The 26,038-nt window shown below is 61.1% G+C and carries 25 protein-coding genes and 1 pseudogene; 21 read left to right on the top strand and 5 right to left on the bottom strand.

Going from position 1 to position 26,038, the window contains the following annotated elements:
- Positions 1 to 37: 37 nt before the first annotated feature.
- A complete protein-coding gene (locus AB7Z56_RS11925) occupies positions 38 to 493 on the bottom strand; it encodes a hypothetical protein (protein WP_354076807.1) in 456 nt (151 codons plus the stop codon).
- Between the two features lie 479 nt (positions 494 to 972).
- Here AB7Z56_RS11925 and AB7Z56_RS11920 point away from each other — a divergent pair, with 479 nt between their 5' ends.
- The 10 genes and pseudogenes from AB7Z56_RS11920 to tnpC all read left to right on the top strand — a co-directional run bounded on the left by AB7Z56_RS11920 (position 973) and on the right by tnpC (position 10,330).
- Positions 973 to 1,494, top strand: a complete 522-nt coding sequence (locus AB7Z56_RS11920; RefSeq protein WP_038945733.1) for a Spy/CpxP family protein refolding chaperone — start codon at positions 973 to 975, stop codon at positions 1,492 to 1,494.
- 800 nt (positions 1,495 to 2,294) lie between these two features.
- Positions 2,295 to 3,347, top strand: a complete 1,053-nt coding sequence (locus AB7Z56_RS11915) for a SphA family protein (protein WP_166086967.1) — start codon at positions 2,295 to 2,297, stop codon at positions 3,345 to 3,347.
- A 1,009-nt stretch (positions 3,348 to 4,356) separates the two neighbouring features.
- A complete protein-coding gene (locus AB7Z56_RS11910; RefSeq protein ID WP_038953383.1) occupies positions 4,357 to 5,121 on the top strand; it encodes an outer membrane protein in 765 nt (254 codons plus the stop codon).
- Positions 5,122 to 5,442: 321 nt separating this feature from the next.
- Positions 5,443 to 5,643 (top strand): STAS/SEC14 domain-containing protein, encoded by a 201-nt coding sequence (locus AB7Z56_RS11905; protein WP_085398422.1) that lies wholly within the window; start codon positions 5,443 to 5,445, stop codon positions 5,641 to 5,643.
- Positions 5,644 to 5,872: 229 nt separating this feature from the next.
- Positions 5,873 to 6,136 carry a hypothetical protein gene (locus tag AB7Z56_RS11900; RefSeq protein ID WP_135217226.1) on the top strand — a complete coding sequence of 88 codons (264 nt, stop codon included), beginning with the start codon at positions 5,873 to 5,875 and terminating at the stop codon, positions 6,134 to 6,136.
- Between the two features lie 385 nt (positions 6,137 to 6,521).
- Complete coding sequence (locus tag AB7Z56_RS11895; protein ID WP_135217227.1) at positions 6,522 to 6,980, top strand: hypothetical protein; 459 nt, start codon at positions 6,522 to 6,524, stop codon at positions 6,978 to 6,980.
- Positions 6,981 to 7,452: 472 nt separating this feature from the next.
- Positions 7,453 to 7,793 (top strand): annotated as a pseudogene (locus AB7Z56_RS11890) (phosphate acetyltransferase); the annotation flags it as partial.
- A 132-nt stretch (positions 7,794 to 7,925) separates the two neighbouring features.
- On the top strand, positions 7,926 to 8,378 hold the full coding sequence (tnpA, locus tag AB7Z56_RS11885; RefSeq protein ID WP_144030647.1) for an IS66-like element accessory protein TnpA: 453 nt from the start codon (positions 7,926 to 7,928) through the stop codon (positions 8,376 to 8,378).
- Complete coding sequence (gene tnpB, locus AB7Z56_RS11880; protein WP_007606730.1) at positions 8,375 to 8,731, top strand: IS66 family insertion sequence element accessory protein TnpB; 357 nt, start codon at positions 8,375 to 8,377, stop codon at positions 8,729 to 8,731. Before tnpA ends, tnpB begins: the two co-directional genes overlap by 4 nt.
- Positions 8,732 to 8,800: 69 nt before the next feature.
- Positions 8,801 to 10,330 carry an IS66 family transposase gene (gene tnpC, locus AB7Z56_RS11875; protein ID WP_283018506.1) on the top strand — a complete coding sequence of 510 codons (1,530 nt, stop codon included), beginning with the start codon at positions 8,801 to 8,803 and terminating at the stop codon, positions 10,328 to 10,330.
- 153 nt (positions 10,331 to 10,483) lie between these two features.
- On the opposite strand, the gene AB7Z56_RS11870 is transcribed toward tnpC, so the two are convergent.
- Positions 10,484 to 11,725 carry a transglycosylase gene (locus AB7Z56_RS11870; protein WP_245328642.1) on the bottom strand — a complete coding sequence of 414 codons (1,242 nt, stop codon included), beginning with the start codon at positions 11,723 to 11,725 and terminating at the stop codon, positions 10,484 to 10,486.
- A 465-nt stretch (positions 11,726 to 12,190) separates the two neighbouring features.
- Here AB7Z56_RS11870 and AB7Z56_RS11865 point away from each other — a divergent pair, with 465 nt between their 5' ends.
- Positions 12,191 to 13,363, top strand: a complete 1,173-nt coding sequence (locus AB7Z56_RS11865) for a L,D-transpeptidase (protein WP_135217228.1) — start codon at positions 12,191 to 12,193, stop codon at positions 13,361 to 13,363.
- Between the two features lie 507 nt (positions 13,364 to 13,870).
- On the opposite strand, the gene AB7Z56_RS11860 is transcribed toward AB7Z56_RS11865, so the two are convergent.
- Positions 13,871 to 14,128 carry a hypothetical protein gene (locus tag AB7Z56_RS11860; RefSeq protein ID WP_028154361.1) on the bottom strand — a complete coding sequence of 86 codons (258 nt, stop codon included), beginning with the start codon at positions 14,126 to 14,128 and terminating at the stop codon, positions 13,871 to 13,873.
- 306 nt (positions 14,129 to 14,434) lie between these two features.
- Here AB7Z56_RS11860 and AB7Z56_RS11855 point away from each other — a divergent pair, with 306 nt between their 5' ends.
- Positions 14,435 to 14,569, top strand: a complete 135-nt coding sequence (locus AB7Z56_RS11855; protein ID WP_256376473.1) for a hypothetical protein — start codon at positions 14,435 to 14,437, stop codon at positions 14,567 to 14,569.
- Between the two features lie 944 nt (positions 14,570 to 15,513).
- On the opposite strand, the gene AB7Z56_RS11850 is transcribed toward AB7Z56_RS11855, so the two are convergent.
- Complete coding sequence (locus AB7Z56_RS11850) at positions 15,514 to 15,903, bottom strand: nuclear transport factor 2 family protein (RefSeq protein WP_157790253.1); 390 nt, start codon at positions 15,901 to 15,903, stop codon at positions 15,514 to 15,516.
- Positions 15,904 to 16,633: 730 nt separating this feature from the next.
- Between AB7Z56_RS11850 and AB7Z56_RS11845 the strand changes: the two genes are divergently transcribed.
- From AB7Z56_RS11845 to AB7Z56_RS11810, 8 genes are all read left to right on the top strand, one after another.
- On the top strand, positions 16,634 to 16,918 hold the full coding sequence (locus AB7Z56_RS11845; protein WP_223153946.1) for an HdeA/HdeB family chaperone: 285 nt from the start codon (positions 16,634 to 16,636) through the stop codon (positions 16,916 to 16,918).
- A gap of 25 nt (positions 16,919 to 16,943) precedes the next feature.
- The gene (locus AB7Z56_RS11840; RefSeq protein ID WP_084795025.1) at positions 16,944 to 17,237 is read left to right on the top strand and encodes an HdeA/HdeB family chaperone; all 294 of its coding nucleotides are present in this window, start codon (positions 16,944 to 16,946) and stop codon (positions 17,235 to 17,237) included.
- A gap of 533 nt (positions 17,238 to 17,770) precedes the next feature.
- On the top strand, positions 17,771 to 17,977 hold the full coding sequence (locus tag AB7Z56_RS11835) for a hypothetical protein (protein WP_441256240.1): 207 nt from the start codon (positions 17,771 to 17,773) through the stop codon (positions 17,975 to 17,977).
- Positions 17,974 to 18,162: a hypothetical protein gene (locus tag AB7Z56_RS11830; protein ID WP_283018500.1), complete on the top strand. Its 189-nt coding sequence runs from the start codon at positions 17,974 to 17,976 to the stop codon at positions 18,160 to 18,162. Before AB7Z56_RS11835 ends, AB7Z56_RS11830 begins: the two co-directional genes overlap by 4 nt.
- Before the next feature lie 8 nt (positions 18,163 to 18,170).
- Positions 18,171 to 18,548 (top strand): hypothetical protein, encoded by a 378-nt coding sequence (locus tag AB7Z56_RS11825; protein WP_155258276.1) that lies wholly within the window; start codon positions 18,171 to 18,173, stop codon positions 18,546 to 18,548.
- A 272-nt stretch (positions 18,549 to 18,820) separates the two neighbouring features.
- Positions 18,821 to 19,084, top strand: a complete 264-nt coding sequence (locus AB7Z56_RS11820) for a hypothetical protein (protein WP_080586857.1) — start codon at positions 18,821 to 18,823, stop codon at positions 19,082 to 19,084.
- Between the two features lie 110 nt (positions 19,085 to 19,194).
- Positions 19,195 to 19,455 carry a hypothetical protein gene (locus AB7Z56_RS11815; RefSeq protein WP_080586859.1) on the top strand — a complete coding sequence of 87 codons (261 nt, stop codon included), beginning with the start codon at positions 19,195 to 19,197 and terminating at the stop codon, positions 19,453 to 19,455.
- A 1,285-nt stretch (positions 19,456 to 20,740) separates the two neighbouring features.
- Positions 20,741 to 21,901, top strand: a complete 1,161-nt coding sequence (locus tag AB7Z56_RS11810) for an MFS transporter (RefSeq protein WP_283017267.1) — start codon at positions 20,741 to 20,743, stop codon at positions 21,899 to 21,901.
- 6 nt (positions 21,902 to 21,907) lie between these two features.
- Here AB7Z56_RS11810 and AB7Z56_RS11805 read toward each other — a convergent pair whose 3' ends face one another.
- A complete protein-coding gene (locus AB7Z56_RS11805; RefSeq protein ID WP_283017268.1) occupies positions 21,908 to 22,897 on the bottom strand; it encodes a Bug family tripartite tricarboxylate transporter substrate binding protein in 990 nt (329 codons plus the stop codon).
- Between the two features lie 298 nt (positions 22,898 to 23,195).
- Here AB7Z56_RS11805 and AB7Z56_RS11800 point away from each other — a divergent pair, with 298 nt between their 5' ends.
- Entirely contained in the window at positions 23,196 to 26,036 is a 2,841-nt protein-coding gene (locus tag AB7Z56_RS11800; RefSeq protein WP_283017269.1) for an ATP-binding protein, read from the top strand.
- The last annotated feature ends 2 nt before the right edge of the window (positions 26,037 to 26,038 follow it).

Raw genomic sequence — 26,038 nt, 5'->3', positions numbered from 1 at the left:
CGCGAGACTCGGCGTTTGGATCTTATCCGGACGCCGATCACCAGGTTCTGAAGCCGAACCAGCCGAACTGTCCTTGTCGTGCCGCCAGAAGCATCTGCGGCTGGACGTTTCGCCTCGGTCGAGCCGCAACATGCAACATCTTGCGTTGTCGCTTGCGATCGACGGTTTCAGGCGGGCGTGTATCCTGTTTCGGCAGCATCGCGAAAGAATTCGCCACCGCCGGGCTCAGTGGGACGGTAACGGGCGGTTCGGCCACATCCGATGAAGTTGCGACCTCGGTCGCCTCGGCCACGGGCGCAGCGGCGACGATCACCGGCGACTGGGTATCGAAGACAATACGCTCGGGCCATTTGCGATCTGAGTGGATAAGTATGGCCGGCCGGTCCGTAGCCGCCTGATCGACGGTCGGGGCCCTCGGCAGCCAATAATCTGCAACAAAGAGCAGTGCGAGCAACACTGCTCCGACCTTCCAGAAATATGCCGCCAGTGGCATGCCGGTCGCTCCGGTGCGCCCCGAAACATTGACCTGGGCTCTACGTCGTCTGTTACCTGCAGCAAGATGGCCACGAGCTGCTTGATATAGATCAAGCGCGTTCGATCGCTCGCGAACGCGCTCTAACTGCAGCCGGTAATGCGCGCAACTGCCTTCATGTACTTGAGATCAAGTGCGGCGTCACCTCCGTCTGACCGATAGTTGCGAGCGGTCAGGCGATCCGAATTCAAGCAGGTCTCAAGATCGAACCTGATATGCGAGCACCATCCCAGGGCGCTCTTCTCTGCCTCTTCCTTGGAGGGGCCAAACCCCACAAAGGTCTGAACGTGCCCGGCCTCGCCGTCGGCCCTCGATACGAGATTGATTTCTGAGATGTAAAAGGACGAACACTGGGCGGCGCTGGTTCCCTGATTTAGATCAACGTAACCGCGCAGTGCGTCACCATTGTGGAGTGGGGCAACTCGCCTAGGAGATGGCCGATGTTGAAAATAGTAGTTGCCGGAACAACCGCACTCTTCCTTGCTGCATCCCCGATTGCCAACGCGCAAACCTCGCAAACCTCTTCTGCGACTCCGGAACGGTTAAATGCAGCCGACCGGAATACGCTGACGGACATGAGGATTGATCTGGTAAAGGCCGCGTTGCAGCTGACACCTGACCAGGAGAAATACTGGCCCGCTGTAGAGAGCGCCATTCGTGCCAGGGCGGAGGACCGGAAAGCCCGCCTTGCAAAAATCGGAGAAACAGTGGGTAGACGGGCCGACGAAAACCGTGTCGAAGCCCTGCGCAATCGTGACCCTATCACCTTCTTGCAGCGGCGCTCGGAAGCATTGGCTCAACGATCAGCCGATTTGGATAAACTCGCCGAGGCGTGGCAGCCACTCTACAAAACGCTTAATCCCGAACAGAGGCAGCGCATGGCGGCCATCGCGATTCTGGTACTCCACGATATGAGTGATGCCGTAGACCGGCGCCGTGCGCTGTCCGAGGACGAGGACTGAGCCAAAGCAGTTCAATTCGAACCTAATGCATAATGGTCGGAGCATACGCAGCTAACTGACTGTATGCCTAGACGATGTTTGCTAAGGGTCTTGGCTGTAGAAGCACACTTTTGTAGATTAGCCGATAGCAAGCCAAGACCGGCTCGGCCTCAGGCCGCGATCACATAGATCAGCGGCTTGATCCCGACGATGTTGATGACCCGTGTCAGGCCAGAACCGAGAGTGCCATCTCGGCGGCTACTTTTGGGAGCGTTCTAGTGAGGAAGTGGGTCCCTCCCATGCGTGCATTCATCGTGCCGAACGGATGCTCGACTGTCTCGCGACGTTGGCGCATAGCGAGCGGGTTCAGGCATTCAGGCAATAGTGTCCATTGCCCACGATCCGCCTGCTCAACGAAGCGCCTCTCTGCTTCCCCCGCAGAATCACGAGAGAATCATGGCAAAGCAGCAGCGTTTCCACACAGCCAGGGTCACGAGCCGCAATACTTGCGGTGAGCAAAATCAAGTCGGCTCTGCCGCCAACAGCAGACCTCAGCAAGACCTCCCACACTTGTCGCGATGACCCAGGAAAAGACCTCGCTCCGGCAAAGAAAACCGAATATCTCCAGCGCAAGCAACTCTTGGTCGAGCCGAGACTGCGTCATCGCCGTAATACAAATATCCCCCGCTGTTACCATTCTGTCACGGATTTCGACGCTGCTTGTGCCCTAGTATTGAATGCCGTCTAACTTGGGGCCCCGCGGTTCGCGGAGCGCTTTGCAGTAGCCGCCACTGGTTGCAAATGCCGCCCAGAGGTTTGCAATGAGATCAAACAAACCGGGAAGCCGCGTCATCAACTATGCGGCAGCGGTTGCTGCTCTCGTGCTTTGCGCTGATGTTTCGCATGCCGACCAGGGCGGTAGCTCGTTCTGGTTTCCGGGTCAGTTTGCGAGCCTCGTGGCCATGCAGCAGACACCGGGCTGGGCGCTCAGTGTCATCGATTACCATTCCGGCGTCGCCGCAACCGGGGGCGCTGCTGCGGCCAAAGAGATCCTGGCCGGCAAAATCCCCGCGAACGTCAACGTTAATCTAAATCTGAGTCTGAGCGGGCGGGCCGACCTGATCGCCCTTGCGCCATCGTATACTTTCACGACGGCGGTGCTTGGCGGGCAGTTGGTCGTAGGCATGTCCGGCCAGTACGGCAGAGCCGCCACCAGTATCGCCGGAACACTGACAGCGATAGCCGGACCGATTGTGATGACGCGCACCGGAATGCTCGAAGGCTCACTTACCTCCTACGGCGACCTCGCGCCATTCGCGCAACTGCTATGGAGCCATGGCGTCGACAATTACATGGCTTACGTCACGGGCAATATTCCCGTCGGCGACTATGATCCGACGCGGATTCCCAACATCGGGCTCGGGCACGGCGCGATCGACATTGGAGGCGCCTATACCTATTTCGACCCGGCGGCAGGAAACGAAATCTCGGGCGTCGCCGGCCTTACCTACAATTTCAGGAATCCTGATACCCTGTACCGGAGCGGCATCGATTTCCACTTCGACTGGGGCGCATCGCACTACCTCACCAAGCAGCTTTTCCTCGGCATTGTCGGATATGCCTACCAGCAAATCACCGACGATTCCGGCCAGAACCCGATCCTCGGTGGCTTCAGGTCACGCGTTTTCGGTGTCGGTCCGCAAATCGGGTACGGCTTCCCGGTCGCAGACATGCAGGGCTCCCTTAGCCTGAGGGGATACGGCGAATTCGGTGCAGCCAACCGTCCGTCAGGATGGAATACCTGGCTGACGTTCACCATTTCCCCGTCCGCGCCTGCCGCCATAGCGCGCACGAAGCATCTGGTTGTGAAATAAACCTCGTGCCAACCGGACGTCGGCTGCGATCGGCCGATGTCTCAAATGGGTCAAAATGCGAAGGACTCAACGTAAGCACGTCGGCCTCGTTGAACGGACCTCAATGAGGCGTGTCACCACTTCGCTGATGGGCCAGACCTGGACTCATCGCCGCAGCAAACGACATGCACGAACCGCAGTGATTTACTCAATCAATCGTCGGCGCGGGCGAGTGATCGAGCACTTTGATCACCGTCTCGTACCTTGTCGGCGCGCATCGCGCTCCGTTAGTAGACACCACGCCGCACGGCACGACGCGTATGGCGGTAATCGCGACGGTCGACACGACGCGCAGTCACGCGGGCGCGCCGATACGTGTAGGCCTGCGCTTGATCAACGCTTAACTCCACGACGCCACGCGATGTAACCTGCGGCGAGACTGGAATCGTCGCCAACACCACTGCCGCAAACAGCAGCCCGACAATTGAGTAAGCCCTCATTGCACCTACTCCTATTATCTACCATGGCCGTCAATGTCGGCCACTGTCACCAGATGTCAATGAATATGTGCAGCGCATCGAGCGACATAGTTTTCGCCAAAGCTTTGCACATGACTGCTCCAGATACTCAGGCCAGCAGGAAAAGGCGTCGAGGGGAATGGTGCACTGCGTTCATGCGCGCTGCACAAATCATGGAATGCTCATGTCTCAATTGGGTCAAAAGCAGCGGTGGACGCCAAGTTGGATCGGCGTCCGGTTTGCCCCTGACAGCCGACATGACACGCGCTCAATCGACCTTCGGCTAAGGGGCCAACAAACCGCCGCTGCCGCAAATTCTAAGACGCAAATTCCTTCGTTGATTGGTCAATAGCGCTTACTCAACTAGAGCGCGCGCACATTTCCAAATTTTCCCGACTGTTGCCGCTTAGGCACATCGAATGCTAGTCGGCTCAGCTAGGTTCGAGCTGGAACGCCGGACATCCAAAAAAGAACCGGCATCGTTCGGGTGAAACGTGGATGGAGCGAGAATAATGAGGAAGATTTTGTTAAGTGGCGTGGCCTTGCTGGCAGTGAGCATGGCGGCCCCCGCGTCGGCGGCTGATATGGCGGCACGCCCCTACACCAAGGCGCCGCCGCCGGTGGTCGCTCCGATCTATGACTGGACCGGTTTCTACATCGGCGCCAACGGCGGATGGGGCCAAAGCCACAATTGCGTGGATTTCGTCACGCTCGCAGGCACAGTTGCAAGCGGTTGCCGGGATCGGTCGGGTGGCGTTGTCGGCGGGCAGGTCGGGTATCGCTGGCAATCCAATCAATTTGTGTTCGGATTGGAAGCGCAGGGCGATTGGGCCGACCTCAGCAACACACGCGTCAGCCTGTTCAACCCGACGCTTTCAACCACAGTTAAGACCGACGCCATCGGTCTCTTCACGGGCCAACTCGGTTGGGCGTGGAACGCGTCACTGCTCTACGTGAAGGGCGGCGCGGCCGTAACCAGCAATCGCCTGACAATATTCGACAACACCACCGGGATCGGTCTGGTCTCGGCAGATAACACGCGCTGGGGCGGCGCGCTGGGTGTCGGCTGGGAGTATGGCTTCGCACAAAACTGGTCGGTCGGTGTTGAATACGATCATCTGTGGATGGGACATGCGAACAACTCCTTCTCCGTGGCCGATCCGCGGCTTGCGGCCGTACTCAACGACCGGATCAGCCAAGACGTGGATATGGTCACTGTGCGCTTCAACTATCGCTTCGGCGGGTATGGAAAAGCTCCTGTCGCGGCGAGATACTGATCGCTCCAGTCTGCGCAAACCAAAGCCCCGGCTCGCCGGGGCTTTTTTGCGGGCTATGTATGGCTAGCGGTTGCTGCATCTTTGCAATGTCTGAGGTGGGTGAGAGCGCCGGTTTACAGATGTTGCGGCTGCTTTCGGTCAGCCCAATAAGCCGACGATAGTTGAGCGGCCTCGAACTTCTCAGGCCGGAGTTGCTGCGAGACCGACGCATCCTCACTCTCTCGCCGGTAGGGGCGCTCGCGAGAAAGCTAACTTTGAGCGGCTCGCCCAGGAAATCGATCCCTTTGTCGCGGCGAATGGAGAGCTGGCCGGCCTAATGATATTCGCAAAGGCCTTTCCGGGCTGGGACAGCTCAAGCTCGTCGGAGGCTATCATCGACAGGTGAAGCGCGTGGTCGTCGTGACTGACAGCGAGCTCTTCAAGGCCATACCGCGGATGGCGAAGCACTTTGTCTCGGCGCAAGTTCGTCGATTTTCGTCCGATCAAAAAGCGGAGACGCTGGCGTGGCTGGAAGCGCAATGATCCATATCGGCGTGATCCGCCCATAGTGCGCCCGCCAGGACAAGCCCCGGCTCATAGGATGGAAGTATCGGGCTTCTGTTTGATCCAGATCAACCTCCCTTTGTTAAGCAGCGCTGCACTAACACGGCCTGTGGCAAGCACCGACGCAGGCGAGACGTGCCCCTCTTATCGACGATGGCCTTGAGGGCGCAGGCTTTCACTGCCGTCGCGTCACAGATGGAGCCTTCCGATGTGGGTCCTGATGTACGTCTTCTCGTATTCAGTTAGTCCGGCCGCCACAAATGACAGAGCGGAATGGAGGGTCCTTCCGACCGTGGTATTCCAGGAATTTTCCAGTGAAGAGCGCTGCCTGGCAGCGAAGTCCAAACTGGAGGAGCGCTTGAAGGAGGCGGGAGCCAGGATGAGAAGCGGTTTGGAAGACTTGAAGAGCCTGGGTCAGGCTGACCCAGCGCAGATCATCATTGCCTTCAACGTCGAATGCGTACCGAAGTAGAGGCAGTGAACCACGACCGCGCCGCGCGCCAGACGGGAAGTCCTTGTCGAAAGCAACAATCGTTCGCAGGCTAGTTCTTCGACAAGTTTGGACGGGGGAAGGGAATCGAACCCTCGTATTCAGCTTGGAAGTCAGACGCGGCCGCCGGGTACGGCAAACTGTCAGAAACCATTCGGCGGTCGCAAGAAATGTAAGCGCATAGCCGTCCGATAACTGCGGGTGTCCCACGATCGCCTCAGATTGCCGCTCCAAACCTACGAAGGGTTCATTCCGGAGGCAGGCTGCCGAGTCCTGCTACCCGCTACCCGAACGCCCAGTGACGTCGTTCCTGCGCAACACATTCGAACGTAGTACCGGGGTAAATGCAATGTTGAGAGGCACAAACATGAAATTCCTGACGGCATTGCTCGCTACAGCATTTTCACTGGGATACGCGGGCCCAAGCGATGCCGTGGTGAGGATTACCAACGATCGGGGTGGGTTGATCCAACGTTACTTCGATCGGTACGAAAACTTGAAGAACACGGGCCAGACTGTGATCATCGATGGCCTCTGCGCCTCGGCCTGTACGATCGTCCTAGCTAAGATCCCTTCGGAAAGAATCTGCGTAACTGAAAGGGCAAATCTTGCCTTCCACGCAGCCTGGGACCTGGGGGCTGGCGGACGCCAAATTACAAATCCAGAAGCCACACGAATAATGTATTCAATGTACCCGGCTCCGGTTCGGAATTGGATCGCAACGCGTGGTGGTTTGTCTCGTCACACAATCTTCCTGCGCGGCGCGAGGCTTAAGGCGATATTTCCTCCTTGCTATCTAGACGCTGCGGTTTTCCTGCGCTCGTAGTTGATCAGATGCTGGTCTAACCCAGCCGTTCCGCGCGAGGCGTTAACATATTGGCGACGAACCACTGTGCACCCTGAATGGGTATTGTGCCGCCGGCAGCGAACTTCATTCGATCATGCAATGAGGAGGACAAGGATTCAGGCGAGGGTCTGCGGGGCAGAGACTTCCTCAATTCGAGCGACCTCGTAACTTCCCAACGTCGGCATATTGCTGCGCGAACCGCCGGGCCTCCTCTGCGCATGGCTTAGGCTCAGGTACGTTTTTGCCTGGGTCGTCGTGAGAGTTGTCCGTAAATCTCACGGTATAAGGTGGTAATGGTTCAAGCCTATCCGGCCCACTGCGGATTCAACTAGGCCCTTGAGGTCAAAAACCGCCCAGTAGCCCTGAAAGGCGTGAATGAAACGCCAGCGATGAGTCCGTCGACCAGGCTACCGCAAACGCCCACACGAGCACTCCGAGCAAGTACGATACTCTGATCGCAGCGCCCGCTCGATCGATCCCGTTCAGACCGTCGTGGTGCACCCCTGCGACGAGACCTCCCTGCGCTGCGGCGTCCTCGACAGCGCCAGCGCGGGCATCATCCGACCGATCCTGGTGGGTCCGGAGGGAAAGATCAGAGACACGGCCGACACTCACGGGCTCGACATCGCGAGAATCGAAATCGTCGATGCGCCGCACAGCGAGGCGGCCGCCGCTAAGGCCGTCGAACTGATCCACGCTGCCCACGGCGAGATGCTGATGAAAGGCAGTCTGCACACCGACGAGCTGATGTGTAGCATCACGGCCAAGGCCGGCGGTCTACGCATGGACCGGGCCACAACCAGACATCGGCATCTGATCGATCACCTCGTTAGCGCGCAGTAGGAATGTAAGCGCTGTTTCGGTCCCACCTTCCATTGAAGGCGTCGAGCGAGGAATGATCGATCTCTGATTGGAGATCGGCTTGTGTCTAAGCTTGAACATATGCTTGAGCCCAGGACCTCGGTTCGTCTGGTCGAGGTCATCACGGAGAGCGGCCGACGCCGGCAGTTCTCGGCCGACGACAAGGCGCGGTTCGTCGAGGAGACGCTGGCCCCGGGAGCCGTGGTATCGGAGGTCGCGCGGCGGCACGGATTGTCGCCGCAACAGCTGTTTACGTGGCGCCGGCAAATGCGACAGCCGGTTGCGATCCCTGTGGCTCCCGAGCCGCAGACGTTCGTGCCCGCTGTCGTTACCCCATCGTCCACGCCGCCGGAGCGCTCACCGCGGCAGCGCCGACGCCTCCGGAAGGCGCTCGAGGGCGCCGAGAACAGCAGCATCATCGAGCTCGAGATCAACGGCGTCGCGGTCCGGGTCGGCCGCGGCGCGGATGCCGCGACGATTGCGGCCGTGATCCATGCGCTGAAGACCTGCACGTGATCGGTCCGACGGGCGCGGTGCGGGTGATGGTGGCGACCAGGCCGGTCGACTTCCGCAAGGGTGCCGAAGGGCTCGCGGCCCTGGTGCGTGAGAGCATCCAGGCCGATCCGTTCTCCGGCGCCGTGTATGTGTTCCGCGCCAAGCGCGCCGACCGGGTAAAGCTGATCTATTGGGACGGCACGGGTGTGTGCCTGTTCGCCAAGCGGCTTGAGACCGGTTCGTTCTGCTGGCCCAACGTGCAGGACGGCGTCATTCGCCTGACCGCGGCGCAGCTGTCAGCCTTGCTCGAAGGACTAGACTGGAAGCGCGTCCACGCCGCGCGCGAGACACCGTCGCCGATCCAAGCGAGTTGAACTGCGGCACAGTGAATCAGTATGCATGTCGCGCTCGCGGGATGCCGCGACGCATGGTGTAATCGCATCATGGCGACGACGGCCGACACGCTTCCGGACGATCCCGGCACGCTCAAGGCGATGCTGCTGGCCGAACGGGCGCGCGCCGCGCGGCTCGAGCAGATCATCAAGGAGTTGCAGCGTCATCGCTTCGGCCGCCGGGCCGAGACGCTGCCGGAGGACCAGTTGCTGCTCGGCCTGGAGGAGGTCGAGCAGGTCGAGGCGAGCAGTGATGCGGCGACCGATGCAGCCAATGCTGCCGAGCGATCGAGCCGAGCCGCACGGCGCCGCAGGAACAGAGGAGCGTTGCCGGCGCATCTGCCGCGGGTCGAGATGCTGGTCGACCTCGACGATCACGCCTGCCCGTGCTGTCAGCAGGCGCTGCACCGGATCGGCGAGGATGTGAGCGAACGACTGGATATCGTCCCGGCCCAGTTCCGGGTCCTAGTCGTAAGGCGGCCGAAGTATGCCTGCCGGGCCTGCGAGACCATGGTACAGGCACCGGCGCCAGCGCGGCTGATCGAGGGCGGGCTACCGACCGAAGCCACCGTGGCGCAGGTACTCGTCGCCAAATATGCCGACCATCTGCCGCTGTATCGGCAGGCTCAAATTTACGCCCGCCAGGGCCTCGAGCTGGATCGCTCGACCCTGGCCGATTGGGTCGGGCGGGCAGCCTTCCTGTTGCGGCCGGTGCATGAGCGACTGCTCGCGAGGCTGAAGCAGTCGCCAAAACTGTTTGCCGACGAGACCACCGCCCCGGTGCTCGATCCCGGACGCGGCCGCACCAAGACCGGCCAGCTCTGGGCCTATGCCCGCGACGACCGGCCCTGGGGCGGCACGGACCCGCCCGCCGTCGCCTATGTCTACGCTCCCGATCGCAAGGCCGAACGGCCGATCGTCCACCTCGCGGGTTTTGCCGGCATCCTCCAGGTCGACGGCTATGCCGGCTATCGGGTCCTGGCCGAGCGCGGTGACGTAGAACTGGCGTTCTGCTGGTCCCATGTGCGCCGGCGCTTCTACGAACTCGCCGCGGCCGGTCCCGCACCGATCGCCAGCGAGGCACTCGAACGTATCGCCGGGCTCTACGTCATCGAAGCCGAGATCCGCGGCCGCACCGCCGACGAGCGTCGCGCCGTCCGCCAAGAGAAGAGCCGGCCGATCGCCGACGAGTTCGAACCCTGGCTGCGCGCCAAGCTTGGTCTGATTAGCCAGAAGACCAAACTCGCGGAGGCCGTCCGATATGCGCTGTCGCGTTGGGACGGGCTGACGCGCTTCATTGCCGACGGCCGCGTCGAGATCGATTCCAACGTCGTCGAGCGCGCTATCCGCCCAATCGCGCTCAACCGCAAGAACGCCCTGTTCGCTGGCTCGGACGGCGGCGGCGAACACTGGGCCGTCATCGCCTCACTGATCGAAACCTGCAAGCTCATCGGCGTCGAACCCCACGCCTATCTCGCCGACGTCATCACCCGCATCGTCAACGACCACCCGAACAGCCAGATCGACGAACTGCTACCCTGGGCCTATCTCGCTACCCAAGAACGCTGGCGCGTGGCCTGAGAACATCGCTTACGTAGGAATGGTCCGAGCGAGTCGTTGAAAACGTAAAGCGCGTCCTGCGCGACCACTGAGCGACACCACGTCTCGCGGCGGCGGTGAGGCCCCCGCTCGGCCCGCGCGTGCGGCAACTCCTACCAACCACTCAACGGAAATCTACTGGTTCGCCCGTTCGGCGTCGGCGGTAGCCATGTATTTCGATTGGAAATGCGCAACCCGCTCGCGCCACATTCCGACGAACGCCCCCGATGTCAGCTTATCCACCGATTTCCACTCGGCTTTGACGGCCGGAAGGGTATTCCGCCAGATCGCGCGTTTGCACCATTTTTCGCGTTTCTCCCTCCCTTCGCTGGTGGCACACATGGATTTCCAAGCGATGCGATCGGGTTGGCTGATGTGCTCGGCGGCGCCTTCCCAGCCTTGTTGATGGATCAAGTAAAGATCACTCAAGGTCGGCTTCTTCTGCGTCACCCACTCGAACAGAATGCCTTCGGTAATGACCTTGTAGGCTGCCGCAATGGCATTGTCGCGGGGATCAAGAATCTGCCCGGAGCCGAATTTGTTGAACTCGTACTTGCTCAGTTGAAACAGGCCGATATACGACCCCGTGCGCTGCTTGGGGTCGAAACCGGACTCGATCTTGGCAACCGCTTTCATGAAATGGAAGTCCAGACCGAAAGCGTCGGAAGCGCGCTTGATCTCCTCGACCGGCGTTCCGACCGGGATGTCCTTGAGTGACTTTAAGACGATCTCCGCCGGTTTCTCGGCAGGAGGCAGTTCGGACCAGACGTAATAGATGAGATAGCGAAAATCCTGCGTCACCGGCGCCGAGTTGGAGGCATTGCGCGTTGTCGGCCCCGGTTGGGCGACATCATGGTGGCCCAAGTCCACCGATTCCTGCACGGGCGGTAAATCGGCCGACAGCATCTGCGACGGATCGGGCAACGCAGCCACGACGATCGATTCCGGCTTATCCGAAGCCGCCGTCGTGTCGGTGGCCGTCCCCGCCGCGGGTTCGGCGGCCGTCGCCACTTCGGCGCCAGCCACAGCAGCGTTCGCGACAACGGTGTTAGCGACAACGGCGTTGTCCATTGCGATTGCCTGCGGTTCATCCGCGAGCCTGGCGTTGGCGGCGAGCGATGCTGCGCGATCCTCGATTGGCACTGCGCCGATGTTCTCGGTGCCGGCCGAACCGAAGCCAGCCAGCCAGCCAACGATCCCCCCCGCGAGAACGACCGTTCCGCAAAACGTCGGCACCACTGCCGTAAATCGCCGCGGGTTCATCATCCCGTCGCTTCCAAAGGCCCCACCCGAGCAATGCTGCACAGCCAAGCACGCGACGGGTGAATTTTCGGGTCGAGACATGGCCGCGCAATGGCGCAAACCGCGGTTCATCATCTTTTCCACGAAGTGTTGCCCGCATGCAACGCGCCGGCGGCAAGCAATTGTTCTGCGACGTAAGCGTGTTGGGAAGTTTCGGACCCATGCGACGCATGCGGCTAGTTCGCGGCGAGCCGGTCATGGTGAATGTCGGACCAACAGGTGCGCTTGAGTGGCCGTAGTCGGGGATGCCGTCCCTTCGAGCGGTCTGTCGTTGACGATTTATGGGATCATCTGAGCGAACCGAACCCATTGCCCAAGATCAAAGCGTCCGTCGCAACGGCCCTCACACCGTACATTGATCGGCCCGGCGATCAGCGCGACGGCTATTGCCGATTGTCTTCTTCCGGCAGATTGGCCTCGTCATTGGAATTGGTCCAATTTTCGACCCACTGCGACCAGATTTGAAGACGAGGCTATGGTCGGTAACGCCACGCTTCTTGCGTTGGACCTCGCATGCAACTTCACTGCATGAGGCACTGAATGAGGAGGCAGACTCCAATAATAGCTTTCGCCGCTTTCATGCTCTCTACAGGGATCGCACACGCTCAGTTTCCGTTTTGGCCGCAGGACAGGTTCTGGCCAGGCCACTACGCTCCGTTCAAACACAAGCACTATCACCGGCAGACAAACTCTGGATCTGCGAAGAACGCTCGGCCTGAGGCCCCTCCGAAGGGCCCGCTCCAGATCATCATCTCGATCGCTGACCAACGGGTCTCGCTTTTTGACAACGGGGCACTGATCGCACGCTCGACGGTGTCCACGGGAACTCAGGGGCATCCTACACCCCTGGGCGTATTCAGCGTGATCAGCAAACAACGATGGCACCGCTCAAATATTTATAGCTCTGCCCCCATGCCCTACATGCAGCGCATCACCTGGTCAGGGATTGCGTTGCATGCCGGTGTCGTGCCTGGGCATCCGGCGTCACACGGCTGCATCCGTTTGAAAAATGACTTTGCCATTCGACTCTGGCATCTCACGAAGCGCGGCACGCGCGTGATCATTGCGCACCACGATGTCCAGCCGGTCGAGATAACCAGTCCGCACCTCTTTAAGCCGAAAGCAGTGTCCGGTTCGCCGGAATTTCAGGCTGCCACAGTCGTGGGTAAGAGCGTTAGCACAGCCGCGGCAACGCATGGATCACCGGTGTCCAAGACCGAGACTCCAGAAGCCACTAGTCTCCAGGTTCCAAACTCGGCTGCCGCTGAAGGCACACCCAGAAAGATGGCCCCGATCTCCGTCTTCGTGAGTCGTAAGTTGAGCAAGCTCTTCGTGCGTCAGGGCTTCTCGCCGTTGTTTGATGTTGCGGTCAAGATCGAAAATCCGGAGGAGCCCCTTGGAACGCACGTGTTTACTGCAATGGAATTCCAGAGCGAGGGAGCGGCTATTCGCTGGACCGTCGTGTCGATTCCGGACGAATTTCCTCGCATCGAGGATGCCACAAAAGAACGCGAAGCGCCCGTGAAGCAAACCGCCCTATCGGTACCGTCTCCCGATAAAGCCAACGCTGTCCTCAACCGCATCGAAATACCGCGGGATACCGTTGAGAGGATCTCTAAACTTCTGACGCCGGCCTCTTCATTGATTATTTCCGACGACGGATTTAGCCACGAGACGGGAAAAGACACGGATTTCATCGTTGTAACGCATTGATGCGGCGGCGCAACCCACCGACATACGATGCCGCTGCGCAACCCGCTGGAATTGTTCGACCGCAAATCTGGTGCAAGATTCTTGACCTCCGCTGTCATTCGGCCTGCAATATTTACAGGCCGATTGACAACCATTGCCCGCGCCGCACGTCGCCCCCTTCGTCGCGACGGCATTGGCGCAAGTCGAGGGAGCGCTATCGATCGGCGAAGCCCGCCTGATGGTGGGGCATCGCGATCCGCATGATGGCGTGCGCGCCGAAGTCCCGCGCGGGCTACCACTTCGCTGCCGCCATCGGCTTCGATCCTTGCTTGAGGACTACGCGCCGACGATCCCGACCGGGCCAACGATCAACACACACTCGCCGGGAGAAGCTGGGCCGCGGTCTCGAACACTTCCGCAAGGAAGGCGCGAGGTTGATCCCGCCACCGACCGCGACGATCCTTACGAGGACGAAGCCTACCGGCTGTGGGCGATCAAGCAGCAGAGCAAGTGTCCGAGAGGCCCGCGTCATTTTCGTCTGCGCCGTATCCGTTTGCTGCTGAGCCGTTTGGCGTTTGCCGCCACCTTTCTTCGATACTGCTCAACAATCTTGTTTCCAGATGCGCCAGCCATCAGGCTTGTACCGGCCTTCGCCGCCGCCAAGACCTTTTCACTCACCATGCGCTGGGCTTCTCGTTGAGCCGCTTTGCCGCCGCGCATCAGCTTCGCGATCCGAAGTCCGATCACGCGATTGCTTTCTAGCCCTAGCATCATCCAGTTCCACATGGTGCGATATTCCCAGTCGTTCGAACGGCGTACCATCAGGGATGCCATCAACGGCCACGGTGTGCGCGATGTTCAATCAAACCTGCGTGGCTGGTCAACGGGCGCAATCTGCTCGCTCATTCCCTCCTGAGCCCGCCTCGGCAACACACGTCACCAACGGACTAGCAAGAGTTCCTTCACCTTCACTCACGGATACATCCGAATGGGCGATAGCCGAAGATCACTTGATGCTGAAGAGTGAGACCGCTGCTGCTGGGGGCCAAACGGGGATGTCCGATGGGTGCGGCAGGCTCGCGCTTTGCGCACATGAAGAGAAGTCTCCGCGTTCGGGCGGTCGTTGTCGGCGTTCTGGAGGAGTTGCCGTTTATCTGCCCGGTGGCGGTCGCGATCGGCTCGCTGATCATGATCGGCATCACGCTCTATATGGATTGGTCCCAGTGAGCGGGAAGTGACGAGCGATCTTACCATGGCGGCTTCTGCAACTGACCGATCTCGAATTGCGTCGGTATTCAAATGCAGGTCAGCATTGGTGGCTTGAGCCTCAGTCCGGAAGCTGGGGATATGTCCCCTTGGGTTCTACCAGAACGAGCGAGTAGCTCATTCGAGAGACGACCAGAACACTCACGCCACCACCGCGCCCCTCAAGGAGGCCCCCGACACAAGGCAGCTCAAACTCTTCAAGTAGCAGACGATCAGAGCCAGACTGTGCCACGGGCGGAGCGGCCATCCCGCTTTCGCTTTTGTGACGCTTTAGCCACGCTTACCGGTGAGGACCTGATCTTGAAACGTAGGAGAGTACGTCATGCCGCCGACCGATCAGTCGCGAAATCATGTTGGCGAACTGAACGAGAGAAAGAATTGCGAGAAATTCCAAAATCATTTCGAAAAGCCTCCGGGTTCGAAAATTCGCTGTTGTAAAACACGCCCCAGCCCGGAGACCGCAAATCTAGAACTGTTTGTTGCGGCGTAAACGCAAAATGGAACAGTTCAACGAAGAACAATAAATCAGTTGCCTTTCGGCAACAGCAAGAGGAGATTGCAGCGTTCTCGAAAACACGCTTTCATTGCCGCGACGTGCGCAGCATCGGCTTCACTGCGCGACGATTGCCGCCGCTCCCGCCGCAGGTATCGCAAGTAAGCCACGCGGCTCTGATCTAGCGGGAAGCCGTCACCTTGCCGCCTTGCCGATGTAGGCCCGGCTGCAATCGAGGTGCAGCGTCATTGGCCCGACGCGCTGACGGTCGTAGCCCTTTGGCGATGAGGGCAATCAACGGTGACGGTCTCGGACATCAGCCATTCCTGTTGCGCCGCGCCGCTTTTGAAGGATCGTCGATCTTAGCGTCGCCCTCATTGTGCCGTCTATCGCTTGAGGAAATGACGGCGTCTCAAGACCAGAATTGGTCCTCCCGCTGCTCATCGCCTTGATACTCGCGGAAGTCGGTCGCCTTTCCGTTCTTCATCTGCCAGACGTGGATCTCCGGAAACGACGCGGACAGCCCGTTTCGTTCTGCGTTCACGGTAACCAAGGCGACAACGAGATCGTCTTCAGCCAGCACATTGTGCACATCCATGCTGAACGCGCCTCCCGAAAGCTCCATCGTGCGTTGAAAGAAGCCTCCGACCTGATCGTGACCGGTATAGTCGCCTGATAGGGGACTATGACCGGGAACGTGCCATGTGATGCCGGCGTCGAAAACCGCGAAAACCGAGGGGATGCTTCCTATCGCAAAGTCTTCGTAGGCCTTGCGGATAATCACCGAATTCAAATCGCCCATTGTTGTCTCCCCTAAAAGGGTTAGCACTCCTACGGGACTAATCGTAGTCACGGTGAAGTACAAAGCCCGAATATAGCAACCAATCGGTCGCCTCGAAATGTCTCCTCTTGGGCCCAGCGTCATTTTCATACGGAGCGAAAGTTCGTCGCTGTCAGACCAAGGCGGACGTTCGCCTTCGCCTGCAACTGCAACAACGGTTTTTCTCGCAGCAAATATCCAGACCTCCCGGCGTCGCGCGGTCCCCGCGTTTTCTAGACGCCTCACAGGACCCGGACGACCTCGCGCAACTCCGTTCAATCCGAACGTGGCAGGCGCAAAGAGCGGCGACGGCGGAGCGGCGATGAGGCACACGATGGGCTGTAAGCTTGGCGCGCGCGCCGAGATCTTCGCAAGGCGCTCGGGCGCGGCCTCGATCACTTCCGCAGCGAAGGCGCGAAGCTGATCCCGCCGCCGACAGAGCGGGACGCCTACGAGGCCGAAGCCTATCGGCTGTGGGCGATCAAGCAGCAGGGCAAGTGACCGCGACCTAGTGCAACGATATGTCCGGTGTTGGATGGAAACCGGAAGTAGTCAGCGCAGGGTCAAAACGACGCGAATGACCCCAAGCGGACTTCTGTTGATTTAGATCAACATGAGCGGCGCGAGACTTCGTTTTCTTGCGTCCTTGTAGTGGCAGCCCTCTCCAGATCCCTGTAGATCAGCATCAAGGACAACCTCGATGAGATGTAGATTGATCAGTCTGACGTTTGCTGTCTCTTTAATTCCAATCGTTGCGAATGCGCAGGTAACCATTGATATGGGCAAGATCATATGTAGCCAATATCTTGCTATGCCGCAGTCACAGTCAGATAAGTTTTCTGCCTGGATGAGCGGTTGGTTCAGTTATCAGAACAACAGGACCTTTGTGGACCTTGCTTTGCATCAACAAAATATCGCCAACGTAAAGGCATGGTGCCAATACCATCCGGCGGAAAGCGTTATGTATGGCTTGCAACAATCGGTAGGCAAAAATTGACGGCTCGGGACTTTGGAGGATCGCTATGAAATGCAGGGCTCTTGTCGTTTCTGTGATTTTGATAGGCGCGGCATCAGCGCCAGCCGCGGCTCAGATCAAGCTGGACATGAACAAGATCACTTGCGGAAATTGGCTAGGATACGGTTCAGCAGACCGAGATTTCGTAAGGTATTTCATGAGCGGCTACTATAACGCGGCTGCAAATAATAATGTTTTGGACTACGACCGCCTGCAAAAGAATTCCGAAAAAGTTGTCGCCTATTGCAAAAAGCACAAATCCGAAACGCTGCCAACCGCCATTCAAAAAAGCGCCAGCTAGGTTGTGGGCCCCGACGGCGGCGTCGCGGCCGGAGTCTTGGCCGGCCACATTGCCACTCCTCGACCGAGAGTTGAACGGGCCACTGGAACTGCGCAACCGCCTCATTGTTGCGCGCATAACCGCGCGTGCTTCAGTACGTCTCCTTTTGTTGGCCCCTTTCGGACTCGACAGACTTGGCTGATAATGTCCGCTCACGCGGCTGAAGCGGGCATTAAACATTCGCAGTTTGCGGCCTGCTTATGGCCAATCGGCGCACACGGAATTTGTGTACCAATTCGCACAAATAAAGCCGGGATTGCGCGATTGCAAATACGCTTGCGCGGGGCCGTCGCGCGGTCCCCGCAGGAACTCGCGCCCTCCACAGGACCCTGACGACCGATTGGTCATGGCCCCGGTCCTCTTTGACTGAGCGGGCCCGGAACAGACTTGCTCGAAGAGTGTTGGTCCTGCATCACCGCCCGGTCATAGGCTCTTATCGGTGATGTGAACGCCGGTTGCGCTTCCCGCCTTCCTCTTGAAGAAAGGAGCGCGCCATGAAACGGCGTCGTTTCAAGCAACAAGTGCCGCTGCAAGATCGTCTTGCGTCATTCGCCAAGACGGCGCGCGAAGTTGCGGCGCTTCTTCCCCCCGGGGCAGAAAAAGACAAACTGCTCCGCAAGGCGTCCGGGGCCGATACGGCGGACTGGCTGAACGAAAGCTTAGGGTCAACCGCCCAGCGGCCGCCCAAAGCAGCTCCATGAGGGATTATCAAGCGGCTCTTGAAAAGCTTCGGAAGGATGCTGCTGAGGCCGCGCTACTCCGCGATCTTGCCACTGTCCCGACCAAGCGGGAAATGTTCGATATGTTGGCCCTGCATCTGACCAGCCTTGCCGATCATGTTGAGCTTGCGATGATCGAAGCTTCCAAGACGGCGAAGCGGGCGTAACGCCCTCAGTGCCTTGGTTCACACGGGCAGCGGCTCGCACCGGCAGCGCCACCGCGTCACCATCGCCAGCCGCCGCGCAACGCAAGCGCAGTTCTGTTCTTGGGACAAAAGCGCAAAATCTGCAACTTGATCGAAGCCGCGCGCTCGACCGCGCCAGCATCACGGCGCGGACAGGCGACCGACAGCGGACGGCAACCAACGGAGCATGGATGATGATGGATAAAATCCAACGCGCCATTTTAGAAAATCAAGTCATCCTTGCCGAAGCCCTGTGGATGCTCCTGCATTCGCAAGGTATCAGTTCGGACGCAACGCTTCAGAACGTCTCCGCCCGCATCAGGGCTACCCGGAAGCTGCTCGAAGAACACAGCGAGGAGAACCCTTAGCGCGGCGTCGCCTCATCACCCGTCGAGCGCGGCAGCACGTCACCGCAACGGCGACAGGCGGCCTACGGCACCGCCAAGGCCCGGCAGAAGGCCGTACAGCGCGCCGCCAGCGCCGGGCCATAGGGCGGACACCGGGAGGGGCAACAGCGCACAGACCCTCCGTTGATCTAGGTCAACGTCAGCGATCCTTTAGCGCTCATGCCATGTTCAGCCGCACCTGAGGCGGCTCCCGTCACCTTTCAGTGACGCAAGCGCGAAGAGGGAGGTCCAACATGCATCCGGAGAAGCGTCTTTCGATCAAGTCAGCGACTGTTGCCGGGATTGCTGCTAGCGCCCTGTTGGGGCTTGCAGGTGTCACGCTCAATCCAGCGCCAGCCCAGGCGGTCGTGTACTGCCAGTACGTTGAATATCCAGTGGGTTGCGTTGCCCGGGCAGGCGTCGTGCTGAGGCCTCGTCCGGTGGCGCGCGCTGCGGTCCGTCATAACGCCGGTGGCAATGCAAATGGCGGCGTCAATCGCGTTGGGGCGGGGCGGTAAAGACTTGTTTCGCGGTCACGAGCGAGAAAGAAGCCGTCACCGCTTCGTCCCGGTGGCGGCTTTTTTATCGCCCCCGGCGCGGGCGCAGGCGACCGATGCGGCATCACGGCATGAAACACACTTGGTACGTCACTTTTGAAGTGCCGCCGGATGGCACGCTGTTAAGACGGCGACATCCGCGCTTAACCAAGACGTTTGAAACCGAAGCAGAAGCGAAGGATTTTGCGCGAACCAAATTCAACGAGGGATTGGTCGTCACCGCGGGGACCATGATCCCCCACCTGCCGAGAACGTCAATCCCGTCGCCGGAAATTCCAGCGTGGCTTGAAGCTGACCAAGTAAATGAGAGCAGCGGGCCGACCAAAAAGTAATCTTAGACGACGTTGGCACGCTGCCGGGTGCAACTGCGCCTATTTGATCTAGATCAAGCGCCGGCTCTCGACCTCAGGTGCCATGCTCTGGGGCAACAGCAACCGGGAGCCTGACGATGAGTGAACGTTCGGAGCCGAAACAGGTCTGTCGTCGCAACGCACTCACTTTCCTTGGATACGCGGCCGTGTTTGGGCTTATGGCCTCGCCCGCAATTTTGGCGGTGTCAGAGGCGGAAGCTCAGACCACCACGGCGCCCGCCACGCCCACGACGCCGCCCGCAGACGCGCCGATGTCTGGGACAGAGCGCCGTCAGGAGCGGCGAAGCGGGCGAACAGAAAGGCGCCAGGAACGCCGGACCGGACGCACAGAACGGCGTCAAGACCGGCGCACAGGACGCGACGAGCGACGGGACGCGCGCGACGGCACCCCGACCACTACAACCACCACCGAGCAGAAAAAGTAGTCCGTTCATTAGGGCCAACCACGGCAACCGGGCCGCAGCGCAGGCCCGGGAAGGCCGTACAGCGCGCGCGGATCGCAGGGCCACCGCATGGGGCGCGCCGCGATCCTCAGGCCGTTCGAGCGGCTTAAGCTTCCCGAACTCCAACTCGCGCCCAACGGCAGGATGTGAAACTAGGGCCTAATAGGGCCCGGCAGGTTCGGGCGGGCCTTTCGTTAGTGCGACTAAAACCGAAATATACCTTTAGTTTCAGGTACTTTCACCGCTTTTAACCGGCCGAAAACAGCGCTTGCGGAAAGGACCACACGGTTTTGCCGTACGCACGGCCCGCCATGTCGCCGCAGTTTTTCCAGCCCTGTCGACGGAGCCGGAAACTTACAGACGAGACGAACCTGACAGCGCCGCTCATCCAGCACGAAGTTTTGGGCTCACGGAGAGCAATCCGCCCCGCCCTTAACCTCTCGCGCCCGACGCTGTCGCGTCCACCGCAAGCCCGGCTCGCGACAGTGACGACACAAGATCGCCCCTCTTGGTGAGCCGGGATGGACGACACATACGCCATTTCCGAATTTCGGTAAAGTGGAATATTCTTGCAAGCGCGGCTTGACACCGGCGCAGCTCGGAATGACCCGGTGTTTTGCCCTACGGCCGCGGCCGGCGGCGTGATTACGAATATCGTCCCGAACGCAACACGCTTCGGAACCCAGGTTGACGTCGCGCCGTTCTTGAGCACTATCTGCGACAATTCGAGCACGCCTCGGACATAAAGGCGCGGCAATCTCAGGGCTTGTCGATCCGCCCCGCCCTGCTTCCCCGGAGTTCCCATGCATTCTGCCGACCGGCCGGCAACGCGCCTCGCGACGCGGCTCGCCTTTCTCGTCGCGGGCTTCGGCATCGCGTGCTGGGCGCCGCTGGTGCCGTTCGCAAAGACGCGGCTCGGCGTCGATGACGGCGTTCTTGGATTGCTCCTGCTCAGCCTCGGCATCGGCTCGGTCGTCGCGATGCTTCTGACCGGAGTCATGAGCGCGCGCTACGGCAGCAAGCCGATCATCATTGCGGGCGGGCTCGGTCTGGCGCTGGTGCTGCCCCTGCTGGCGATCGCAAGCTCGCCGGCAACGCTGGCGCTGGCCCTGTTCGCCTTCGGCGCCGCGCTCGGCTCCATCGACGTCGCCATGAACATTCATGCGGTCGAGGTGGAGCGCGACGCGGGCCGCCCGCTGATGTCCGGCTTCCACGCGCTGTTCAGCATCGGCGGCTTCGCGGGATCCGCCTTGATGACTGCGCTGCTCTCGTTGCAACTCGGCGCGCTCGCCTGCACGCTGATCTGCTCCGTGCTGATGCTGGTCGCGATGCTGGCGGCCTGGCCGCGCCTGCTTCGTTCGGTGCAGGTGCAGGACGGACCGCTCTTCGTGCTGCCGCATGGCTCCGTGCTCCTGCTGGCGCTGCTCGCCGCCATCACTTTCCTCGTCGAGGGCGCGATGCTCGATTGGGGCGCGCTGCTCGTCATCGGCGCCGGCCTCGTCTCGGAGACGCAAGGCGGGATCGGCTACATCGTGTTCTCGATCGCGATGACCGCGGGGCGGCTCGGCGGCGACGCCGTCGTCGCACGCATCGGGGATCGCGCGACATTGTTCTGGGGCAGCATCATTTCGATCGCGGGCTTCGTAGTCCTGCTCAGGGCGCCCGTAGCGGCGGTCGCCATCGGCGGCTTCCTGCTGATCGGCCTCGGTGCATCGAACCTCGTGCCGGTGCTGTTCCGCCGGGCGGCCAGGCAGACCGTGATGCCCACGGGGCTCGCCGTCGCCGCCATCACGACCGCAGGCTACGCGGGCATCCTCATCGGTCCCGCCGGTGTCGGCTTCGTCGCACGGCTTGGCGGATTGCCGACAGCGTTCTGGCTGCTGGCCGCGCTGATGTGTCTCGTCGCGCTGTCGGCGCGCATGGTCACGGCGGAGGGCCGGCAGACGTCGCGCGTGGAGGCCTGAGCGGCCTCACAAATTGCTCAGCCCGATCGACTTGATCACGGGCGCCAGGCTTGCCGTTGTCACGTCGATGATGCGCTGGAATTTGTCGGGACTCGAATCGATGTCGGGCTCGATGCCCTGGGCACGGTAGTTTGCCTGCATCGCCGGATCGGCCATCGCGACCAGCGTCGCCTGTGCGATCCGGTCGATGATCGCATCGTCGGTGTGCCTGGGTGCGAAGATGCCGAACCAGCCCTCATAGCGGAGATCCGGCATGCCGGATTCGACCGCGGTCGGAATCTCCGGCGCGCCGCTCAACCGCTTTTCGCTGCTGACCGCCAGCAGCCTGACCTTCCCGGCCTCGCCCAGTTGCTTCAACTGGTCGGACATGACGCCGATGACGAGCGATATCTGGCCACCGGCGAGGTCGTTGGTCGCCTGCGAAATGCCCCGATACGGCACGTGGACGATGTCCAGCGCGCCGGCCTGCTGCTTGAAGGATTCGCCGACCAGATGGTTGCCAGTGCCGATGCCTGGTGTCCCGTAGGACAGTTTTCCCGGATTATCCCTAGCGTAGGCAATCAGCTCACGCAGATCCGCGGCAGGCACCGACGGATGGACCGCGAAAACCAGCGCGGTGCTGATCAAGCGATAGATGGCGCGAAAATCGTCGACCGAATAGCCGGGATTTTTCGAGGTCAGGGGAATGATGACCTGCGTGCTGCCATTGCCGAGCAGCAGCGAATAGCCGTCGGGCTCCTCGCGCGCGACCGTCGCAGCCCCGATCGCGCCGCCCGCACCGCCGATATATTCCACGAAGGTCGGCCCAAGCAGCGATGACATCTTGTCCACCCAGGGACGCCCGATCTGGTCCCCCGCTCCGCCGGCTCCATACGGAAGCACGAGGCGAATGGGACGAGACGGATAATCAGCGGTTTGTCCGCTGCGCGGGATCGCCGCCAGCGCCGCTGCGCCCGATAGCGCATGGACGAATCGTCGCCGCGAGAAGGAAGCCATGTTCGAATTCCGGAAGTCGGTGGTCACTGTCGAGGCGGGACCGGCTCCCGAACCATCCAGTCTCAGCAATCTGCTACCGCCGTCAATTCGCCATCCGGGTGAGAGCACCGGTGTCATCGCCCTGTCATGTCACCATAACCCTTTACTTCTTAAGGGTTATTTCGGCGGACCGACCGATCGAAGCCATGCGCGCAGGGCTACCAGCTCTGCCCACTGCTTTCGGCCAGTTTACTGTACGCCTCGTTCTGATAGACCAAAAAGTAATACATTTTGACTCCCGTTGCGGGGGCAATGGCGCGTGCCAGATCGTACCGAAGACTCGGCCATTTCTTTTGGGCCATTTCGACTATTTCCGAAGTCGCGGCTCTTGGAGAAGGAGGGCTCGCCGCTTCACGTCGGCGGCCGCGCGCTCGATATTCTGATCTTCCTCGCCGAGCGCCCCGGCGAAGTCATCGACAAGAGAGAGCTGGTCAAGCGCATCTGGGCCGACGTCAATGTCGACGAGGGCAGCCTGCGCTTCCACGTCGCGGCACTGCGCAAGGCGCTGGGCGATACCGGCAAGTCGGCCCGTTATGTCGTCAATGTGCCCGGCCGCGGCTACTGCTTTGTCGCCTCGCTCGCTCACGCGGCCCCGCCGGCCGCTCAGCCCGCCGTGAATATCGCACCTCCCCGTTCCCTTCCCTCGCCGCTCTCGAAAATGGTCGGACGGGAGGAGATCGTCGAGAAGATATCGAACGGGCTTTCGTTGCATCGCTTCATGACGGTGGTCGGCCCCGGCGGCATCGGCAAGACCGCCGTCGCCGTCACCGTCGGGCATCGCAGATCGGCGGATTTCGGCGGGCGCGTATTCTTCGTCGACTTCGGTCCACTGAGGGATGCCAGCCACATCGCGACCACCATCGCCTCCGCACTGGGACTGACCATCAGCGCGGAGGATCCGACGCCGGCCCTGCTGACATTCCTGAAGACCGGCCCAGCCCTGCTGATCTTCGACAGCTGCGAGCATGTGCTGGATGCGTTGGCGCCGCTCGTCGAGCGCATCGTTCGCGACGCACCGCAGCTTCGCGTTCTCGCAACCAGCCGCGAGTCGTTCCGGAGCGACGGCGAAAGGATTTTCCGCCTGTTCCCGCTGGATTGCCCGCCAGAGCGCGAGGACCTGGGTGTCGCCGAGGTCCTCGCTTACCCCGCGGCCCAGCTCTTCGTCGAGCGCATTGCGCAGAGCTCGGGTCCGTTCCAGCTCAGTGCGGAAGAAGCGCCGCTCGTCGCGAGCATTTGCCGGCGCCTCGATGGCATTGCGCTCGCAATCGAGCTCGCGGCCGGCCGTGTCAATGCGTACGGCATTGCCGGCACGGCGTCGCTGCTCGACAGCCGCTTCTCGTTGCAGTGGCGGGGTCGGCGCACCGCCGTGCCACGACACCAGACGCTCGCCGCGGCGCTCGACTGGAGCTACGATCTGCTACCTCCCGCCGAGAGTGCCACGCTGCGACGCCTGTCGGTCTTTGCCGGGGCCTTCGCGCCGGAGGCGGCTGCCGCTGTGGCCGCCGGCGACGGCCTCGGCGCGTCCGAAACGCTGGAGGCGATCGACAGCCTCGTCACCAAATCGCTGATCTCGCCATCCGGCTCGCGAACGCTGCGCTATCGCCTGCTCGACACCACACGCACCTATGCGCATGGAAAGCTGAACGAGCTCGGCGAGACCAGTCAGTTCGCGCGCCGTCATGGAGAGCATTTTCGCGACTTCTTCGAGCGCGCGGAGGCCGATACATCGACGCCGCTGCCGGAATGGCTGAGCATCTATGGCGCGGAGCTGGACAATGTGCGCGCCGCATTGAACTGGGCCTTCGGGCCCGACGGCGACGCCGCACTCGGGATCGCGCTGACGGCGGCTGCCGTCACGCTGTGGGTCCGCCTGTCCCTGTTCGCCGAATGCCGCGAGCGCGCCAAGACGGCGCTCACCGCGCTCGGCGACAGCGGCGGCGATGATCGCATTCGCATGCAACTCCTGTCGGCGCTCGGCTGGTCGCTGATGTATGGCGAGGGCCGCGCCCGCGAGGCGCGTCCGATCCTCGAGACGACCCTGGAGCTGGCTGACAGGCTCGACGACAAAGACTTCCGGCTGCGCGCGCTCTGGGGCTTGTGCATCGACCAGTTCAACAACGGACAGTTCGGCAAGGCCCGTGCGCTCGCCGACCGGTTTGCGAATGCAGCGGCGAACTCGTCGGACAGGACCGATCTCATGCTGGGCGACCGGCTAATGGCGGTGGCGCTGCACTATCTCGGCGATCAGAACGACGCACGGCTCCGCATCGAGCGCGTGAACGCGTCGCTGCACGTGCTGGCGGAGAAGCCGAAGATCTTCCCGCTCGACCTCAGGATATCGACGCAATATTTCCGGGCCCGCATCCTGTGGCTTCAGGGCCTCGCCGATCAGGCCCAGGCGCTCGCCGCCCGAAACATCGAGGAAGGTCGCGCCAACGGCCACGCGCTGACTTTCTGCAGCGTGCTGGGGCAAGCCGCCTGCCCGATCGCCTTCTGGTCCGGCGATTTCGAGGCCGCGGAGCGCCACGGCGCCGAGCTGCTCGAACACACCGAGCGCCACGCCATCCGGCTGTGGGGCCTGTGGGCACGGGCCTTCAACGCGGCGGTCGTCGTAAGGCGTGGCGACGTCGCGACCGGCCTGCCGCTGCTGCGCGAAGAGCTCAATCGCGCCGGCGATGCGCGTTTCCTGCCGCGCTTTCTTCCGCTGCTCGGCGAACTCGCCGCATGTTCCGGCGAGGCCCACCAGGTCGACCGTGGCCTCGACGTGATCGAGGACGTCCTGACCCGCTGCAACGACCGGCAGGAGCTGTGGTATCTGCCGGAACTGATCCGCATCAAGGGCGAGTTGTTGCTCAAGAGCCCGCGGCATGCGGGGGACGCCGAGGCGCGCTTTCGCGAGGCCATGGACATTGCCAACCAGCAGGGCGCGCGATTCTGGGAGCTGCGCGGCGCGATCAGCCTTGCGCGGTTCATGATCGGAGCCGGCCAGAGTGCAGAGGCCCTGGCAATTCTCGAACGTGCATGCGGGGCGTTCAGCGAGGGCGCCGGCATCGCCGATATCCGCAGCGCACGCGATTTGATCGCGCAACTCCGGATTTGACG

The organism is Bradyrhizobium sp. 482_C4_N1_8, from assembly GCF_052075965.1.
Classification (GTDB): domain Bacteria; phylum Pseudomonadota; class Alphaproteobacteria; order Rhizobiales; family Xanthobacteraceae; genus Bradyrhizobium; species Bradyrhizobium barranii.
The sequence above is the reverse complement of the archived record's forward strand: the minus strand, read 5'-3'. Positions and strand labels throughout refer to the sequence as shown.

What these genes read in the sequence shown, in the direction of transcription:
- AB7Z56_RS11925 (WP_354076807.1), bottom strand. Translation starts at nt 493, where the DNA reads ATGCCACTGGCGGCATATTTCTGGAAGGTCGGAGCAGTGTTGCTCGCA.
- AB7Z56_RS11920 (WP_038945733.1), top strand. Translation starts at nt 973, where the DNA reads ATGTTGAAAATAGTAGTTGCCGGAACAACCGCACTCTTCCTTGCTGCA.
- AB7Z56_RS11915 (WP_166086967.1), top strand. Translation starts at nt 2,295, where the DNA reads ATGAGATCAAACAAACCGGGAAGCCGCGTCATCAACTATGCGGCAGCG.
- AB7Z56_RS11910 (WP_038953383.1), top strand. Translation starts at nt 4,357, where the DNA reads ATGAGGAAGATTTTGTTAAGTGGCGTGGCCTTGCTGGCAGTGAGCATG.
- AB7Z56_RS11900 (WP_135217226.1), top strand. Translation starts at nt 5,873, where the DNA reads ATGTGGGTCCTGATGTACGTCTTCTCGTATTCAGTTAGTCCGGCCGCC.
- AB7Z56_RS11895 (WP_135217227.1), top strand. Translation starts at nt 6,522, where the DNA reads ATGAAATTCCTGACGGCATTGCTCGCTACAGCATTTTCACTGGGATAC.
- tnpC (WP_283018506.1), top strand. Translation starts at nt 8,801, where the DNA reads ATGGCGACGACGGCCGACACGCTTCCGGACGATCCCGGCACGCTCAAG.
- AB7Z56_RS11870 (WP_245328642.1), bottom strand. Translation starts at nt 11,725, where the DNA reads ATGATGAACCGCGGTTTGCGCCATTGCGCGGCCATGTCTCGACCCGAA.
- AB7Z56_RS11865 (WP_135217228.1), top strand. Translation starts at nt 12,191, where the DNA reads ATGAGGAGGCAGACTCCAATAATAGCTTTCGCCGCTTTCATGCTCTCT.
- AB7Z56_RS11860 (WP_028154361.1), bottom strand. Translation starts at nt 14,128, where the DNA reads ATGTGGAACTGGATGATGCTAGGGCTAGAAAGCAATCGCGTGATCGGA.
- AB7Z56_RS11855 (WP_256376473.1), top strand. Translation starts at nt 14,435, where the DNA reads ATGAAGAGAAGTCTCCGCGTTCGGGCGGTCGTTGTCGGCGTTCTGGAG.
- AB7Z56_RS11850 (WP_157790253.1), bottom strand. Translation starts at nt 15,903, where the DNA reads ATGGGCGATTTGAATTCGGTGATTATCCGCAAGGCCTACGAAGACTTT.
- AB7Z56_RS11840 (WP_084795025.1), top strand. Translation starts at nt 16,944, where the DNA reads ATGAAATGCAGGGCTCTTGTCGTTTCTGTGATTTTGATAGGCGCGGCA.
- AB7Z56_RS11835 (WP_441256240.1), top strand. Translation starts at nt 17,771, where the DNA reads ATGAAACGGCGTCGTTTCAAGCAACAAGTGCCGCTGCAAGATCGTCTT.
- AB7Z56_RS11830 (WP_283018500.1), top strand. Translation starts at nt 17,974, where the DNA reads ATGAGGGATTATCAAGCGGCTCTTGAAAAGCTTCGGAAGGATGCTGCT.
- AB7Z56_RS11820 (WP_080586857.1), top strand. Translation starts at nt 18,821, where the DNA reads ATGCATCCGGAGAAGCGTCTTTCGATCAAGTCAGCGACTGTTGCCGGG.
- AB7Z56_RS11815 (WP_080586859.1), top strand. Translation starts at nt 19,195, where the DNA reads ATGAAACACACTTGGTACGTCACTTTTGAAGTGCCGCCGGATGGCACG.
- AB7Z56_RS11810 (WP_283017267.1), top strand. Translation starts at nt 20,741, where the DNA reads ATGCATTCTGCCGACCGGCCGGCAACGCGCCTCGCGACGCGGCTCGCC.
- AB7Z56_RS11805 (WP_283017268.1), bottom strand. Translation starts at nt 22,897, where the DNA reads ATGGCTTCCTTCTCGCGGCGACGATTCGTCCATGCGCTATCGGGCGCA.